Origin of the sequence: Thetidibacter halocola (genome assembly GCF_018224955.1) — a bacterium.
GTDB classification, from domain to species: Bacteria; Pseudomonadota; Alphaproteobacteria; order Rhodobacterales; family Rhodobacteraceae; genus Thetidibacter; species Thetidibacter halocola.
This window is the reverse complement of sequence record NZ_JAGTUU010000005.1, coordinates 344624-359675: the sequence shown is the minus strand read 5'-3', so window position 1 is coordinate 359675 and position 15052 is coordinate 344624. Positions and strand designations below refer to the sequence as shown.

The window sequence follows — 15052 nt, the reverse complement described above, 5'->3', positions numbered from 1 at the left end:
AAGGGACGAAAAATGTCGAATTATCTCAAGCTTGTCGCGCTTGGCCTGATCACGGTGTTCGCCATGATCGCGGCCAACTATGCGCGCGACGTGGCTTACCTGGTCCATGCCATCATCATCATGCTGGTGGCCGGAGGTATGTTTCTCTGGACCCTGCGCCACACCGACGAGCCGGTGCCCGCAACGGGTTCGCTCGAGCATGAATACATGGACGGCGTCATCCGCGCCGGCGTGATCGCAACCGCCCTCTGGGGCGTCGTCGGCTTTCTGGTCGGCACCTGGATCGCCTTCCAGCTTGCCTTTCCGGGGCTGAACTTCGAGTGGGCCGAAGGCTACATGAACTTCGGGCGGCTGCGCCCGCTGCACACCTCTGCGGTGATCTTCGCCTTTGGCGGCAACGCGCTGATCGCGACCTCGTTCTACGTCGTGCAGCGCACCAGCGCCGCGCGACTCTGGGGCGGAAACCTCGCGTGGTTTGTCTTCTGGGGCTACCAGCTGGTGATCGTGCTGGCGGCGACCGGCTACCTGCTGGGCTCGACCCACGGCAAGGAATACGCCGAGCCGGAATGGTACGTGGACTGGTGGCTGACCATCGTCTGGCTTGCCTACCTGGCGGTCTTCGTCGGCACCATCGTCAAGCGCAAGGAACCCCACATCTACGTGGCGAACTGGTTCTACCTGAGCTTCATCATCACCGTCGCCATGCTGCACGTGTTCAACAACCTGGCCATCCCAGTTTCGATCTGGGGATCGAAGTCGGTACAGGTCTTCTCGGGCGTGCAGGACGCGATGGTGCAGTGGTGGTATGGCCACAACGCCGTGGGCTTCTTCCTGACCGCGGGCTTCCTCGGCATGATGTATTACTTCATCCCCAAGCAGGCCGAACGCCCAGTGTTCAGCTACAAGCTGTCGATCATCCACTTCTGGGCGCTGATCTTCATTTACATCTGGGCCGGTCCGCACCACCTGCACTATACCGCGCTGCCCGACTGGGCCTCTACGCTGGGCATGGTGTTCTCGGTGATCCTGTGGATGCCCTCGTGGGGTGGCATGATCAACGGCCTGATGACGCTGTCGGGTGCCTGGGACAAGCTGCGCACCGACCCGGTGATCCGGATGATGGTGATCTCGGTGGGTTTCTACGGCATGTCGACCTTCGAAGGGCCGATGATGTCGATCCGCGCGGTCAACTCGCTGTCGCACTACACCGACTGGACCATCGGTCACGTCCATTCCGGCGCGCTTGGCTGGAACGGCATGATCACCTTCGGCGCGCTCTACTACCTGGTGCCGAAACTGTGGAACCGCGAGCGGCTGTATAGCCTGTCGATGGTCTCCTGGCACTTCTGGCTCGCGACCATCGGCATCGTGTTCTACGCAGCATCGATGTGGGTCACCGGCATCATGGAAGGCCTGATGTGGCGTGAAGTCGACGCCAACGGCTTCCTGGTGAACAGCTTTGCCGACACCGTCGCCGCCAAGTTCCCGATGTATGTGGTCCGTGGCCTGGGCGGGGTGCTGTTCCTGACCGGCGCCATCATCATGGTCTACAACCTCTACATGACCGCGACCCGGTCGCCCGCCGTCGAAGCCAAGGCCGCCCAGGCCCACGCGACGCCGGCCGAGTAAGGAGAAGACACAATGGCAATTCTCGAAAAGCACAAGGTTCTCGAAAAGAACGTCACGCTGCTGGCCATCTTCGCCTTCCTCGCCGTGACGGTGGGTGGTCTGGTGCAGATCGTGCCGCTCTTCTACCTCGACAACACGATCGAGGACGTCGAGGGCATGCGCCCCTACACGCCGCTCGAACTGGCGGGGCGCGAGATCTATCTGCGCGAAGGCTGCTATGTCTGCCACAGCCAGATGGTCCGCCCGATGCGGGACGAGGTGGAACGCTACGGCCACTACAGCCTGGCGGCTGAAAGCCAGTATGACCACCCGTTCCAGTGGGGTTCCAAGCGCACCGGGCCCGACCTGGCGCGCTTGGGCGGCCGCTATTCGGACGAATGGCATGTCGACCACCTGCGCAGCCCGCAGTCGGTCGTGCCGGAATCGGTCATGCCGAAATATGGCTATCTCGAACAGCGCCTGCTGGCCGGGAATGTCGGGCTGGCCAGCGGCATGCTAGGCGCCGAGGACATCGGCGACATCATGGGGGCCAACCGCCTTGTCGGCGTGCCGTATACCGAGGACATGATCGAGATGGCGAGCGCCGACTTCATGGCACAGGGCGATCCCGAGGCCGACACCTCGGGCCTGCTGGAACGCTATGGCGAGCGCGTGAACGTGCGCAACTTCGACGGCCAGCCGGGCATCTCCGAGGCCGACGCGCTGATCGCCTATCTCCAGATGCTGGGCACGCTGGTCGATTTCTCGACCTTCACGCCTGACGCAAGCCGGTAAGGGGGACACGAGATGGAACAGTATTCCTTCCTGCGTCAACTGGCCGACAGCTGGGCGCTTCTGGCGATGTTCGCCTTTTTCATCGGCATCGTGATCTGGGCCTTCCGGCCCGGATCCAGGGACTGGCACGATGATGCGGCGCATATCCCGCTGCGGCATGAAGACAAACCGGCGTCCGACGACGCCCCCGCCCGGAACTGAGGAGGCGCGGACAGATGGCACAGAACAAGAAAGACGACGATCTCGACTACGAGACAACGGGCCATTCCTGGGACGGTATCCAGGAATACAACAAGCCCCTGCCCCGCTGGTGGCTGTGGACCTTCTACGCCTGCATCGTCTGGGGGATCGGCTATACCATCGCCTATCCCGCATGGCCGGGCATCAACAAGGCGACCGCCGGCATCCTGGGGTTCTCGACCCGCGCCGAGGTGGCCGAGGACATCGCCCGCGTCGAGCAGGCGAACGCCGCCATCAACGAAAAGCTGGCGACGGTCGAACTGGCCTCGATCTCGGACGATCCCGAACTGATGAGCTATGCGAACAATGCCGGCGGGGCCGTGTTCCGCACTTGGTGCGCGCAGTGCCACGGCTCGGGCGCGGCCGGGGCCAAGGGTTATCCCAACCTGCTGGACAACGACTGGCTTTGGGGTGGCACGGTCGAGGACATCCACACCACGATCACCGTCGGCATCCGCAACCCGGACGTCGACGAGGACTGGCAGCGGATTTCCGAAATGCCCGCCTTTGGCGACGGGTTGCTGGAAGAGCCGCAGATCGACGCGGTGGTGAACTACGTCATGTCGCTGTCGGGTGACCCACAGGACGCCTCCAAGGTGGCCGAGGGAGAGCAGGTCTATCTCGACAATTGCGCCTCGTGTCATGGCGAGGACGCGGCGGGCGACCGGATGCAGGGCGCGCCGAACCTGTCGGACGCGATCTGGCTCTATGGCGGCGACTACGACACGTTGCACGAGACGGTGACCTACGCGCGCTACGGCGTCATGCCGAACTGGAACACGCGCCTTTCCGAGGCCGAGATCCGCGCCGTGGCAACCTATGTTCACGGTCTGGGCGGCGGCGAATAAGCCCGCTGGACATTGCCGAACCAGGGCCCCCGCCATCCAAGGCGGGGGCCTTTTTCGTTTCCGGGCCCGGCCAAGGCTGACAGCGAGGCACGGGACACATGCAAAAACGGAAATATTTTTTTGCCCGGTTGATTCAGGTCAAGGATTCGCGCGCTGCGGCGTGCGATTATATGTTCATCGGCGGTGCGGCCCCTCCCCATCGTCGGAGAAATGGAACACCTCGCGCAAGCGGGGGGTGCTGCGCCGATGCCTCGTCCTGTTCGCGCGTTTCCCGAGGCATCGGCGCCTTTCCATTCCCATCTGCCCCCCGTACCCTGATCCGCCCCCCCCCCCGCCAAAGGCCTTGCTGCGACGTGAGGCCGCAAAAGCTGAATGCAGGATTCAGTATTTGATGCAGGTCAAGGAGCCGGCGCCTCCCCCGGTCCAGACAGACATTCAAGACAATCCTTTTCAGGAGCGATTCCCTCGTGTCCGATACGACCCCTCCCAGCCTCTACGCCGCGCGCGAACCGATCTTTCCCCGCCGGGTCAGCGGAAAGTTCCGCAATCTCAAGTGGATCATCATGATCGTGACGCTTGGGATCTACTACGTCACCCCGTGGATTCGCTGGGATCGCGGCCCGCAGCTGCCGGACCAGGCGGTGCTGATCGACCTCGCCAACCGGCGCTTCTTCTTCTTCTGGATCGAGATCTGGCCGCATGAATTCTACTTCGTCGCGGGCCTGCTCATCATGGCAGGGCTGGGTCTGTTCCTGTTCACCTCGGCGCTGGGCCGGGTCTGGTGCGGCTATACCTGCCCGCAGACCGTCTGGACCGACCTCTACATCCTGGTGGAACGCTGGGTCGAGGGCGACCGCAACGCCCGCCTGCGCCTGCACCGCCAGAAGAAGATGGACTTCACCAAGGCGCGGCTGCGACTGACCAAGTGGACGCTGTGGTTCCTGATCGGGCTGGCCACCGGCGGTGCCTGGGTCTTCTACTTTGCCGACGCGCCGACGCTGCTGCGCGATCTCGTCACCGGACAGGCGCATCCGGTCGCCTACACGACGATGCTGATCCTGACGCTGACCACCTTCATCTTCGGCGGCTTCGCGCGCGAACAGATCTGCATCTATGCCTGCCCCTGGCCGCGCATCCAGGCCGCCATGATGGACGAGGACACGCTGACCGTCGGTTACCGCGAATGGCGCGGCGAGCCGCGCGGCAAGCACCGCAAGGGCGAAGGCGCAGAGCAGCTGGGCGACTGCATCGACTGCATGGCCTGCGTGAACGTCTGCCCGATGGGCATCGACATCCGCGACGGCCAGCAGCTGGAATGCATCACCTGCGCACTTTGCATCGACGCCTGCGACGACGTCATGGCCAAGATCGGCAAGCCGCGCGGCCTGATCGACTATCTTGCCCTGTCGGACGAGCCGCGCGAGCGTCAGGGCAATGTGCCCCGCCCGATCTGGCAGCATGTCTTCCGCCTGCGCACCATGCTTTACACCGGGCTCTGGGCGGCGGTCGGAATCGGCCTGGTGTTTGCGCTGTTCATCCGTCCCGAGATCGAGATGACGGTCGCCCCGGTGCGCAACCCGACCTTCGTCACCCTGTCGGACGGGTCGATCCGTAACACCTACGACGTGCGCCTGCTGAACAAGCACGGCGAGGACCGCCCCTTCCGCATCACGCTGAAAGGCCATCCCGCGCTGCGCGTCCGGCTCGAGGGCACGCCCTATGAAACGGTGACCGTGCCCGCCAACGAGACCTTCCTGCAAAAGGTCTACGTGATAGCGCCGAAGGACTCCGAGCCGGCCGAGGGGGAGCGGACGCCGTTCCGCTTCTGGGTCGAGGATCTGACCAACGGCGATCACGCCTATAACGACACCATCTTCAACGGAAGGACGAACTGATGACGCGCGAATTCAAGCTGACCGGCTGGCATGTCCTGGGCATTTTCGGCGGCGCCTTTGCGGTCATCATCGGGGTGAACGTGCTGCTGGCGGTCTCGGCGGTGCGGACCTTTCCGGGGCTCGAAGTCAAGAACTCCTACGTTGCCAGCCAGACCTTCGACACCCGCCGCGCCGCGCAGTTGGCGCTGGGCTGGCAAGTCGCGGCGCGGCTCGAAGAAGGCCGCCTGATGCTGTCCATCACCGATGCCGAAGGCCGCCCTGTCCAGGCCGGGACTCTGAAGGCGACGGTGGGCCGCCCCACCAACACCAGCGAGGATCGCGTGCCGGACTTCGCCTATGACGGCACCGCTTATGTCGCCCGCGAGGATCTGCGCCCCGGCAACTGGGATATCTGGCTGCAAGCCACCGCGCTCGACGGCACCCCGTTCGAGCAGCGCCTGCAAATATCCGTCAGGAAGTGACTCCATGACCGCCTCGATCCGCCCGCCCGTCTCTGCCTGCCCCGCCTGCGCCGCCGCCCCGGCCGCACAGGCGCTGGCCGAGGTGCCGAAGGACGCCCATATCGTCCTCAGCCTGCCGACGATCCATTGCGCCGCCTGCATGGCCACGGTCGAACGCGCGCTGAAGGGTGCGCCGGGCGTGCACTCGGCCCGCGTCAACCTGACGATGAAGCGCGTCAGCATCGAGGCCGATGCGGACGTGACCGCGCAGGACGTGATCCCCGTGGTCGAGGCCGCGGGTTACGAGGCGCATGAACTGGATTCCACTGCGCTCAGCGCCACGCAGACCGACCGTGCCGGACGCGACCTGCTGATGCGGCTGGCAGTGGCGGGTTTCGCCTCGATGAACGTGATGCTTCTGTCCATCGCGGTCTGGTCGGGAGCCGAAGGCGCGACACGTGACCTGTTCCACTGGATTTCCGCGCTGATCGTGCTGCCGGCCGTGGCCTTTTCGGCGCAGCCTTTCTTCCGCAACGCCTGGACCGCGCTGCGCGCGCGCCACCTGAACATGGACGTGCCGATCAGCCTTGCGATCCTGCTGGCGGTGGGCACCTCGCTCTGGGAAACCTCACTGTCGGGCGAGCACGCCTATTTTGACGCTGCCATCGCGCTGACCTTCTTCCTGCTCACGGGCCGCTACCTGGACCACCGGACGCGCAGCGTGGCGCGCTCCGCGGCCGAGGAACTGGCCGCGCTCGAGGTGCCGCGCGCCTGGCGCGTCACCGGGACGGGCGAGGAGCAGGTCTCCGTGGCCGAGTTGCGCGTTGGCGATCTGATCCGCGTGCGCCCCGGCGGGCGGATGCCGGTCGATGGCGAGATCGTCGAGGGCACGTCGGAACTGGACCGCTCGCTGCTGACCGGCGAGACGCTGCCGGTGCTGGCAGAGCCGGGCCGCACGGTCAGCGCGGGCGAGGTCAACCTGACCGGGCCGCTGACCGTTCGCGCGACCGCCGTGGGCCGCGACACCTCGCTGCACCGCATGGCCGACCTGGTGGCCATCGCCGAGTCGGGCCGCTCCCGCTATACCGCGCTGGCTGATCGCGCGGCGAAACTCTACGCGCCGGGCGTGCATATCCTGGCCGCGCTGTCCTTCGTGGGCTGGTATCTCTATGCGGGGGACCTGCGCGTCGCGCTGAACATTGCCGCCGCCGTACTCATCATCACCTGCCCCTGCGCGTTGGGCCTTGCCGTGCCTGCCGTGACGACAGCGGCCAGCGGGCGGCTGTTCCGCAAGGGGCTGCTGATAAAGGACGCGACCGCTCTGGAAAGGCTGGCACAGGTCGATACCGTGGTTTTCGACAAGACCGGCACACTGACCGCCGGGACGCCCGTGCTGACCAATCTCGACGCGCTCTCTCCCGAGGAGTCGCGTGTTGCGCTGGCGCTGGCCATGGGCTCCAGCCACCCGCTGTCCCGCGCACTGGTCGAGGCGGCGCAGGCCGCCGGCATTCGCCCCGAGACGGTCGAGGCAATCCGCGAGGTGCCGGGCTATGGCGCAGAGGGCCGCTGGCAGGGCCAAGTGGTTCGGCTGGGCCGCGCGTCGTGGGTCGGCGGACAGGACCTGGCGCAGACCGCCGCCTGGCTGCGCATCGCCGAGGACGCCCCCCGTGCGCTGACCTTTACCGACCGGCTGCGGGACGGCGCCGAAGTGGCGGTCGCCGCGCTGCGCGACGCTGGCCTGCGCGTGATCCTGATGTCGGGCGACACCGCCCCCGCCGTCGAGGCGATGGCGACCCGTTTGGGCATCACCCAGTGGCTGGCCGAGGCGCTGCCCGCCGACAAGGCCAGCCGGATCGCGCAGATGTCGGCCGAGGGCGCGCATGTGCTGATGGTGGGCGACGGACTGAACGATACCGCCGCGCTGCGGGCCGCCCATGCCTCGATCTCGCCCGCCTCGGCGCTGGACGCGGCGCGCGTCGCATCCGATATCGTGCTGCTGGGCTCCAGCCTGGCGCCGATCCCCGACGCGCTGCGCACCGCCCGCAAGGCGCGCAAGCGCATCACCGAGAACTTCACAATCGCGTCCTGGTATAACGTGATCGCCGTGCCGCTGGCGGTGGCGGGCCTCTGCTCGCCGCTGATCGCCGCCCTGGCCATGTCGATCAGTTCGATTACCGTGTCGCTCAATGCGCTCCGCGTGAGGTAAGCCAAGTGAACATCCTGACCTACCTGATCCCGATCTCGCTTGTCCTTGGAGGGCTGGGGCTGGTGTTCTTCGTCTTCACCATCCGGTCGAACCAGTATGACGACCCCGAGGGTGACGCCCGCCGCATCCTGTCGGGCGAATACGACGACCGGCCCAAGCAGGACTGAGGCCGCCGGCGGCCTGCGCCGGAAGAAGGATCGCCCGGCCCGAAGGGACGGAGGTCGCGCCTAGCCGCGAACCCGCTCCTTGAGGATGCCGTCTGGCCCGCCGGTGCCGCCGTCGTCATGGGCCCGCAGTTCCAGCAGGCTGATCCGGCCATCGCCATTGCCGTCGAAGGTCATCAGCGCATCGAGTGCCCCCTTGCCGAAGGCTGCGACGATCTCGGGATGATCCCAGAAGCCGTTTCGGTTGGTGTCGACAGCGCGAAACCCATACTGCCGCAGGCCGGGTTTAACGCCCTGCGGCACACCGCCCTCGTAGGCGCTGAACGGGACATGGCCCGTGACCAGCGGGGGCACACCGTCACTGGCCAGGGCGGGGCCGGTCAAGAGCGCGGCAGACAGGGTCAGGACCTTGATGGCGAACATGGGCAGCCTCCTTTTCACGAGTCGCTGCCAGTCTTGCACGGAACATGCGCCCCGTCAGCGCCGAAGCCGCGCGCGGGCCGGTTTTATGGCCTTGCGTCAGTCGCTGGATCAGCCGCGATCCTTGCCATTGCCGCCGCCGTTGCCACGGTCGCCGCCATTTCCGCTGTTGCCGCGATCGCCGCCATTGCCACGGTCACCACTGTTGCCCTTGCCGTTGCCCTGCCCGCCGCGATTGCCGGCACGATCCCCGTCGCGTTCCGCACGGTCCAGCCCGCCGCGACCGCGTGCGCCCTTGGGGTCGTCTGACGAGCGGACCTCGTTCAGCGTCACGTAGCCGTCCCCGTTCGCGTCGAACTTGGCCAGCGCCTGCTGCGCACGGGCGCCGAAATGGTCGATCATCTCGCCCTTGTCGATCACGCCGTCGCCATTGGTGTCGAGGTCGCCGAAGGTCACGCCGCCGTCGCCATCCTCTTCGGTCCCGGAGGCGTCGGCGTTCGCCCGGACCTCGTTCAGCGAGACGCTGCCGTCCCCATTGGCATCGTAGCTGTCAAAGGCCTCTTGCCCGCCTTCGCCGAACGCTTCAGTGAATTCCTCGACGCTCAGACGACCGTTTCCGTCGGTATCGAGTTCGCTGAACGTCGCGGCAAACGCCGGGCCGGATGCAAGACCCGCGGCGATCACGATGGCGAAACACGCTGGTTTCATGGTGGACCTCCTCTTTCCCTCGCGCCGAAGCGTATCGAAGCGATGTGGCAACAGGATGGCAGACCATGCCCGGATTATCGATGGCCAGCCGCCCGACCCAGGCAATCATGGCGCCGTTCCGCCGAGTCAGGCACCCAGAATGAGGTCGCCGGCCTTTTCCGCGATCATGATCGTCGGCGCGTTGGTGTTGCCGCTGGTGATCGTGGGCATGACGCTGGCATCCACGACCCGCAGACCCGGCACGCCCTTCATCCGCAGCGCGCCGTCCAGCGGCGCGTCGTCCTCGGGGCCCATGCGCACGGTGCTGACGGGGTGAAAGATCGTGGTGCCGATATCGCCCGCCGCGCGCGCCAGTTCTTCATCGGTCTGGAACGCGTTGCCCGGCTTGATCTCCTGCGGCGCGTAGCGCGCCATCGGCGCCTGTTCCATGATGCGCCGGGTCAGCCGGATCGCATCCGCCGCAACCCGCCGGTCGCCGGGCGTCGACAGGTAGTTCGGCGCGATTTTCGGCGCGGCGCGCGGATCGGGCGATTGCAGCGTGACGCTGCCCCGGCTTTCGGGACGCAGATTGCAGACGCTGGCGGTGATCGCCGGATAGTCGTGCAGCGGCTGGCCGAAGGCATCCAGCGAAAGCGGCTGCACGTGGTATTCCAGGTCCGCCGTCGCCAGTCCGTCGCGCGACCTGGCGAAAGCGCCCAATTGCGACGGCGCCATCGACATCGGCCCCGTGCGTTTCAGCGCATATTCGGCGGCGATCTTCGCCTTGCCGATCCACGAATTGGCCAGCGTGTTCAGCGTGTGCGCGTCCTTGAGCCGCCAGGAGCAGCGCAGTTGCAGATGGTCCTGAAGGTTCGCGCCCACCCCTGGCAGGTCGGCCCGAACAGCGATCCCGTGCTCTTTCAGCAGACCGGCCGGCCCCAGGCCCGAGAGTTGCAGGATATGCGGCGTGCCGATGGCCCCCGCGCTGAGGATAACCTCACCGCCGCAGCGTGCCTCCTGCGGGGCGTTGTCGCGCAGCCAGCGCACGCCCACGACCTTCGCGCCGTCGAAGATCAGGCCCGTCACATGCGCCTGCGTCTCGACCTTCACGCCCTCGCCGCCGTTGGTGCGCAGAAACGCCTTGGCCGTGTTCATCCGCCAGCCCGAGCGCTGGTTGACGCGGAAATAGCCCACGCCCTCGTTGTCACCGGTGTTGAAATCCGTCACGCGCGGCAGGCCGGCATTGACCGCCGCCTCCATCCAGTGATCCAGCACGTCCCAGTGCAGGCGCTGGTTTTCCACCCGCCATTCGCCGCCTTCGCCGTGGAATTCGCTCTCGCCCTCGACGTAATCCTCAGAGCGCTTGAAATAGGGCAGCACGTCGTCCCAGCCCCAACCGGGCAAGCCCCGCTGTCGCCAGCCGTCGTAATCCGCGGCCTGCCCGCGCAGGTAGAGCATGCCGTTGATCGAGGAACAGCCGCCCAGCACCTTGCCGCGCGGGTAAAGCAGCGAGCGCCCGTTCAGCCCGGCCTCCGACGCCGTGCGAAAGCCCCAGTCGGCGCGCGGATTTCCGATGCAGTAGAGATACCCCATCGGGATGTGGATCCAGTGGTAATTGTCGCGCCCCCCGGCCTCGAGCAACAGCACCCGCCGCCCCGCCTCGGTCAGCCGCTTGGCCAGCACGCAGCCCGCGCTGCCCGCCCCGACAATGATGTGATCCCAGTCCGCCATGGCCATCCCCCTCTTGCGGCGCGACAATGGCCCAGCGGGCGGACGGGCGCAATCGGGTCAGACCGGCAGCGCCGTGGTCTTGAACACGGTGCGCAGGGCGAAACTCGACTGCATCTGCGCCACCCCCGGCAGGCGGGTCAGGTATTGGCGGTGGATGCGGGCGAAATCCTCGGTATCGGCGGCGATGACCTTGAGGATGTAATCCGCCGTCCCGGCCATCAGGTGGCATTCCAGCACCGCCGGCACCCGCGCCACCGCCTTCTCGAAGGCCTCGAGCACGTCGTCAGCCTGCGCGCTCAGCGTGATCTCGACGAACACGGTGGTGGGCAGACCCATCTTGCGCGCATCCAGCAGCGCGACATAGTCCCGGATGAACCCTTCGGATTCCAGCCGCTGCACCCTCCGGTGGCAGGCCGAAGGCGACAGGTTCACCGCCTCTGACAGGTCGGCATTGGACATGCGCCCGCGCCTCTGAAGGGCGCGCAGAATCCGAAGATCGGTCTCATCTGGCGTCATTCCTCGAAGATCCTTTCCATAATCGCCCAATTCATCGCAGAGGCTTCGCCGAATATCCGTCCACGCGCCACCTGTCTGCAAGCAAATTGCACGCGGTTCGCGCTATGATCCGCGCAAGCAAGAGGAGGATGCGCCATGCTGATCGGATGCCCGACCGAGATCAAACCCCAGGAATTCCGCGTGGGCCTGACCCCCAACGCCGCTCAGGAGCTCGTCCGACACGGCCATTCGGTGGTCGTGCAGGCCGGTGCCGGCACAGGCTCCGGGTTCGCCGACGACGATTACCGCGCCGCCGGCGCCGAGATCGTCGACACCGCAGACGAGGTCTTTGCCCGCGCCGACATGATCGTGAAGGTCAAGGAACCCCAGTCCGCCGAGCGCAAGCGCCTGCGCGAGGGCCAGTTGCTGTTCACTTACCTGCACCTCGCCCCTGACCCGGAGCAGACCCGCGACCTGCTCGACAGCGGCGTGACCGCCATCGCCTACGAAACCGTGACGGACGAGCGCGGCGGGCTGCCGCTGCTGGCACCGATGTCCGAGGTGGCGGGACGACTGGCGCCGCAGATGGGCGCCTGGGCGCTGCAAAAGGCCAATGGTGGACGCGGCGTGCTGCTGGGCGGCGTTCCGGGCGTGGGCCCGGCGCAGGTCACGGTGATCGGCGGCGGCGTGGTCGGCACCCATGCGGCCCGCATCGCCGCCGGGATGGGCGCGGACGTAACCGTGCTCGACCGCTCGCTGCCCCGCCTGCGACAGCTCGACGAAGCCTTCGGCGGTGTCTTCCGGACCCGCTACGCCAGCGCCGGCAACACCGCCGAACTGGTAGCGCAATCCGACATGGTGATTGGCGCGGTGCTGATCCCCGGCGCCGCCGCGCCCAAGCTGGTCAGCCGCGCGCAGCTCTCCGGGATGAAACCCGGCGCCGTGGTGGTGGATGTCGCCATCGACCAGGGCGGGTGCTTCGAGACGTCGCGCGCCACCACCCACCAGGACCCGATCTACACCGTCGACGGGATCGTGCATTACTGCGTCGCCAACATGCCCGGTGCCGTGGCCCGCACCTCGACCCTGGCGCTGGGCAACGCGACCATGCCCTACATGCTGGCCCTGGCCGACAAGGGCTGGGCGCGCGCCTGCACCGAGGACCGCCACCTGCTGGCAGGCCTGAACGTCCATGCGGGCAAGCTGACCATCGCGGCGGTGGGCGAGGCCCAAGGCCTGAAGGTCACAGACGCGGAAACCGTTTTGCGCCAGGCGCCGAAAGCGGCCTGACACCGGCGCCGGGCGCCCCGACAGGCGCGTCCGGCCCGTTTCTTCCGGCACCGGATATCCCGCGGAGGCCAAGCGCAGCGAGGCGGGGCAGAGCCCCTCGCCATCGCCAAGGCAGCTGGCTCAGATCACCAGCGCCTCGTCGGGTTTCGCCTTGTGGCGGGGCTCGACATGGATCGTCACGGTGCAATTGTCGATCCTGGCTTTCAGCGCCGCCTCGATCCGGTCGCAGATCTCATGCGCGACCAGGACGGTCATGTCCTCGGGCACGACCAGGTGAAATTCGACGAATGTCGCAGCCCCCGCATGGCGGGCACGCAGATCATGCGCCTCTATCGCGCCCTCGGCGTGCGACAGGATCAGCGCGCGCACGGTCTCGAGGTCGGATGTGGGCACGCTTTCGTCCATCAGTCCGCCGACCGATCCCCGGATCACCTGCCAACCCGACCAGAGGATGTTGACTGCCACCAGCGCGGCCAGCACCGGATCGAGCCACAGCCAGCCGGTCCAGACCGCCGCCGCCACGCCCACGGTAACACCGAGCGACGAAACCACGTCGCTGAGCAGGTGCCGCCCATCGGCCGACAGCGCGGGAGAGGACAGCCGCCGCCCGGCGCGGATCAGGACGAAACACCACCATCCGTTGATCGCCCCGGCGATCAGGTTGATGCCCAGGCCGGTAAAGGGCGCCTCGATCGGCTGCGGGTTCAGCAGCCCGCGCGCAGCGGAATGCAGGATAAGCAGCGCCGCGATGACAATCAGAACCCCTTCGAGCACGGCCGAGAAATACTCGGCCTTGTGATGGCCGTAGGGATGGTTGTCGTCGGCGGGTTGCGCCGCGACACGCAGGGCCAGCAGGGCCGCGACGGCGGTGGCCACGTTGACGATGCTCTCCAGCGCGTCCGACAGCAGCGCAACCGATCCGGTGATCCACCAGGCCAGCGTCTTGATCCCCAACACCAGCAGGCCGATCGCGATGCTGGCCTTGGCAAGGGTCAGGGCGTTGGTCATGGGCGGCTCCGTCCGGCTGTCCCGCCCGCTTTAGCGAAGAAGAAGGCCGGGGTAAAACCCCGCCCTGCAATCGACCGGTCCGGGATCGGCCGGAGACCGCCGGATCACTTGCGCAGCGCGTCGCGGATTTCGAGCAGCACCTCCAGCTCTGTCGGGCCGGGCGGTGCCGCGGGCGCCTCGGCCTTGGCCTCCTCGCGTATCGCCGCGTCCTTGAGCCGGTTCACCATCTTCACCAGAAGGAAGACGACGAAGGCGATGATCAGGAAGTTTATGATCGCCATGATGAAGCTGCCGATCGCAAAGACCGGCGCGCCCGCCTCTTGCGCGGCGGCCAGCGATGCATGCACCGAGCCGTCCAGCGTGTAGAACCAGCCCGAGAAATCGATCCCGCCGGTGAACAGGGCGATGACCGGGTTGATGATGTCCCCCACCAGCGATGTGACGATCGCGGTAAAGGCGGCGCCGACGATGATGCCGACCGCCATGTCCATGACATTGCCCTTGGCAATGAACTGCTTGAACTCGTTGAGCATGACTGTTCCCCTCTGCTTTGGCCGGTCCCGTCGTTGCGGGCGACCCTGCCGAGATTGAACAACGGCGACGCGGGAAAACAAAACGAATTCGGCCGCCGGGCCCAATGGCCCAGCGGCGGGGGATCAGCCGGGCAGCGTGCCGGTCAGGACGTAACGCAGGATCGCGACCACCTGTTCGGGGGTCCGCGCCATGGCGAGGGCGGCGGCATCGACTTCCTTGAGGGCGTGGTCATGCTCGGGGGGATGCAGGGTGACGATGGACTTGCCCAGCGCGGCGGCATAGCCCGCATCGAAGGCCGCGTTCCACTGCTTGTATTGCTCGCCGAAGCGCACGACGACCACGTCGGCCTCCTCGATTCCCTTGCGGGTGCGGATCGCGTTGACCATGGCGCCCTTGCGGTCATGCCAGAACTTGTCCGGCTCGGCCCCGAGGATGGCGACACCGCAATCGTCGGATGCCGCGTGGTCGGTTACCGGGCTGTCGAAGCTGATGTCGAGCCCCTGCGCGCCCTCGGTGATGCGCTCGCGCCAGTCGGTGTGGATTTCTCCGGACAGGTAGACCCTCAGTCCCATCGCGCTCTCTCCTTCTTGTCTTTCGCAATAGACTAGGGCCGCCCCGTCGAGCGGCCCTTTTCTTCCCCTCAAGATATGCATGGGCGCGGGGATGGCAAGCCGCAGAGGGGGCTCTGCCC

The 15052-nt window shown here is 66.5% G+C and carries 16 protein-coding genes; 9 read left to right on the top strand and 7 right to left on the bottom strand.

All coding sequences use genetic code 11. The annotated features are described in order from the left end of the window. The first annotated feature begins 12 nt into the window (after positions 1-12). From ccoN to ccoS, 8 genes are all read left to right on the top strand, one after another. Positions 13-1629 (top strand): cytochrome-c oxidase, cbb3-type subunit I, encoded by a 1617-nt coding sequence (gene ccoN / locus KB874_RS14445; protein ID WP_212537244.1) that lies wholly within the window; start codon positions 13-15, stop codon positions 1627-1629. Positions 1630-1641: 12 nt separating this feature from the next. After that, complete coding sequence (ccoO, locus tag KB874_RS14440; protein ID WP_212537243.1) at positions 1642-2403, top strand: cytochrome-c oxidase, cbb3-type subunit II; 762 nt, start codon at positions 1642-1644, stop codon at positions 2401-2403. Positions 2404-2415: 12 nt separating this feature from the next. Further along, positions 2416-2604, top strand: coding sequence for a cbb3-type cytochrome c oxidase subunit 3 (locus KB874_RS14435; protein ID WP_212537242.1), 189 nt, complete (start codon positions 2416-2418; stop codon positions 2602-2604). A gap of 14 nt (positions 2605-2618) precedes the next feature. Further along, entirely contained in the window at positions 2619-3491 is an 873-nt protein-coding gene (gene ccoP, locus KB874_RS14430) for a cytochrome-c oxidase, cbb3-type subunit III (RefSeq protein ID WP_212537241.1), read from the top strand. Between the two features lie 467 nt (positions 3492-3958). Next, on the top strand, positions 3959-5386 hold the full coding sequence (ccoG, locus tag KB874_RS14425) for a cytochrome c oxidase accessory protein CcoG (protein ID WP_212537240.1): 1428 nt from the start codon (positions 3959-3961) through the stop codon (positions 5384-5386). After that, positions 5386-5847, top strand: coding sequence for a FixH family protein (locus KB874_RS14420; RefSeq protein ID WP_212537239.1), 462 nt, complete (start codon positions 5386-5388; stop codon positions 5845-5847). The genes ccoG and KB874_RS14420 overlap by 1 nt, the downstream gene beginning before the upstream one ends. Positions 5848-5851: 4 nt before the next feature. Beyond that, positions 5852-8032, top strand: coding sequence for a heavy metal translocating P-type ATPase (locus KB874_RS14415; protein ID WP_212537238.1), 2181 nt, complete (start codon positions 5852-5854; stop codon positions 8030-8032). A 5-nt stretch (positions 8033-8037) separates the two neighbouring features. Beyond that, positions 8038-8199: a cbb3-type cytochrome oxidase assembly protein CcoS gene (gene ccoS, locus KB874_RS14410; RefSeq protein ID WP_212537237.1), complete on the top strand. Its 162-nt coding sequence runs from the start codon at positions 8038-8040 to the stop codon at positions 8197-8199. 60 nt (positions 8200-8259) lie between these two features. Here ccoS and KB874_RS14405 read toward each other — a convergent pair whose 3' ends face one another. The 4 genes from KB874_RS14405 to KB874_RS14390 all read right to left on the bottom strand — a co-directional run bounded on the left by KB874_RS14405 (position 8260) and on the right by KB874_RS14390 (position 11550). Next, complete coding sequence (locus KB874_RS14405; RefSeq protein ID WP_212537236.1) at positions 8260-8619, bottom strand: penta-EF hand family protein; 360 nt, start codon at positions 8617-8619, stop codon at positions 8260-8262. Positions 8620-8727: 108 nt separating this feature from the next. Continuing rightward, positions 8728-9324: an EF-hand domain-containing protein gene (locus KB874_RS14400; RefSeq protein WP_212537235.1), complete on the bottom strand. Its 597-nt coding sequence runs from the start codon at positions 9322-9324 to the stop codon at positions 8728-8730. Between the two features lie 126 nt (positions 9325-9450). Beyond that, positions 9451-11034: a GMC family oxidoreductase gene (locus tag KB874_RS14395; protein ID WP_212537234.1), complete on the bottom strand. Its 1584-nt coding sequence runs from the start codon at positions 11032-11034 to the stop codon at positions 9451-9453. Between the two features lie 57 nt (positions 11035-11091). After that, positions 11092-11550, bottom strand: a complete 459-nt coding sequence (locus tag KB874_RS14390) for an Lrp/AsnC family transcriptional regulator (protein ID WP_212537233.1) — start codon at positions 11548-11550, stop codon at positions 11092-11094. A gap of 135 nt (positions 11551-11685) precedes the next feature. Here KB874_RS14390 and ald point away from each other — a divergent pair, with 135 nt between their 5' ends. Continuing rightward, on the top strand, positions 11686-12819 hold the full coding sequence (gene ald / locus KB874_RS14385) for an alanine dehydrogenase (protein ID WP_212537232.1): 1134 nt from the start codon (positions 11686-11688) through the stop codon (positions 12817-12819). Positions 12820-12939: 120 nt separating this feature from the next. Here ald and KB874_RS14380 read toward each other — a convergent pair whose 3' ends face one another. The 3 genes from KB874_RS14380 to KB874_RS14370 all read right to left on the bottom strand — a co-directional run bounded on the left by KB874_RS14380 (position 12940) and on the right by KB874_RS14370 (position 14933). Further along, positions 12940-13827: a cation diffusion facilitator family transporter gene (locus KB874_RS14380; RefSeq protein WP_212537231.1), complete on the bottom strand. Its 888-nt coding sequence runs from the start codon at positions 13825-13827 to the stop codon at positions 12940-12942. Positions 13828-13931: 104 nt separating this feature from the next. Continuing rightward, on the bottom strand, positions 13932-14360 hold the full coding sequence (mscL, locus tag KB874_RS14375; protein ID WP_212537230.1) for a large conductance mechanosensitive channel protein MscL: 429 nt from the start codon (positions 14358-14360) through the stop codon (positions 13932-13934). A gap of 123 nt (positions 14361-14483) precedes the next feature. Further along, a complete protein-coding gene (locus tag KB874_RS14370) occupies positions 14484-14933 on the bottom strand; it encodes a YtoQ family protein (RefSeq protein WP_212537229.1) in 450 nt (149 codons plus the stop codon). Between the last annotated feature and the right edge of the window lie 119 nt (positions 14934-15052).

Bases quoted from the DNA above. Each gene is read 5' to 3' on its own strand.
- ccoN (WP_212537244.1), top strand. From the start codon at position 13: ATGTCGAATTATCTCAAGCTTGTCGCGCTTGGCCTGATCACGGTGTTC.
- ccoO (WP_212537243.1), top strand. From the start codon at position 1,642: ATGGCAATTCTCGAAAAGCACAAGGTTCTCGAAAAGAACGTCACGCTG.
- KB874_RS14435 (WP_212537242.1), top strand. From the start codon at position 2,416: ATGGAACAGTATTCCTTCCTGCGTCAACTGGCCGACAGCTGGGCGCTT.
- ccoP (WP_212537241.1), top strand. From the start codon at position 2,619: ATGGCACAGAACAAGAAAGACGACGATCTCGACTACGAGACAACGGGC.
- KB874_RS14420 (WP_212537239.1), top strand. From the start codon at position 5,386: ATGACGCGCGAATTCAAGCTGACCGGCTGGCATGTCCTGGGCATTTTC.
- KB874_RS14415 (WP_212537238.1), top strand. From the start codon at position 5,852: ATGACCGCCTCGATCCGCCCGCCCGTCTCTGCCTGCCCCGCCTGCGCC.
- KB874_RS14405 (WP_212537236.1), bottom strand. From the start codon at position 8,619: ATGTTCGCCATCAAGGTCCTGACCCTGTCTGCCGCGCTCTTGACCGGC.
- KB874_RS14400 (WP_212537235.1), bottom strand. From the start codon at position 9,324: ATGAAACCAGCGTGTTTCGCCATCGTGATCGCCGCGGGTCTTGCATCC.
- KB874_RS14395 (WP_212537234.1), bottom strand. From the start codon at position 11,034: ATGGCGGACTGGGATCACATCATTGTCGGGGCGGGCAGCGCGGGCTGC.
- KB874_RS14390 (WP_212537233.1), bottom strand. From the start codon at position 11,550: ATGACGCCAGATGAGACCGATCTTCGGATTCTGCGCGCCCTTCAGAGG.
- ald (WP_212537232.1), top strand. From the start codon at position 11,686: ATGCTGATCGGATGCCCGACCGAGATCAAACCCCAGGAATTCCGCGTG.
- KB874_RS14380 (WP_212537231.1), bottom strand. From the start codon at position 13,827: ATGACCAACGCCCTGACCCTTGCCAAGGCCAGCATCGCGATCGGCCTG.
- mscL (WP_212537230.1), bottom strand. From the start codon at position 14,360: ATGCTCAACGAGTTCAAGCAGTTCATTGCCAAGGGCAATGTCATGGAC.
- KB874_RS14370 (WP_212537229.1), bottom strand. From the start codon at position 14,933: ATGGGACTGAGGGTCTACCTGTCCGGAGAAATCCACACCGACTGGCGC.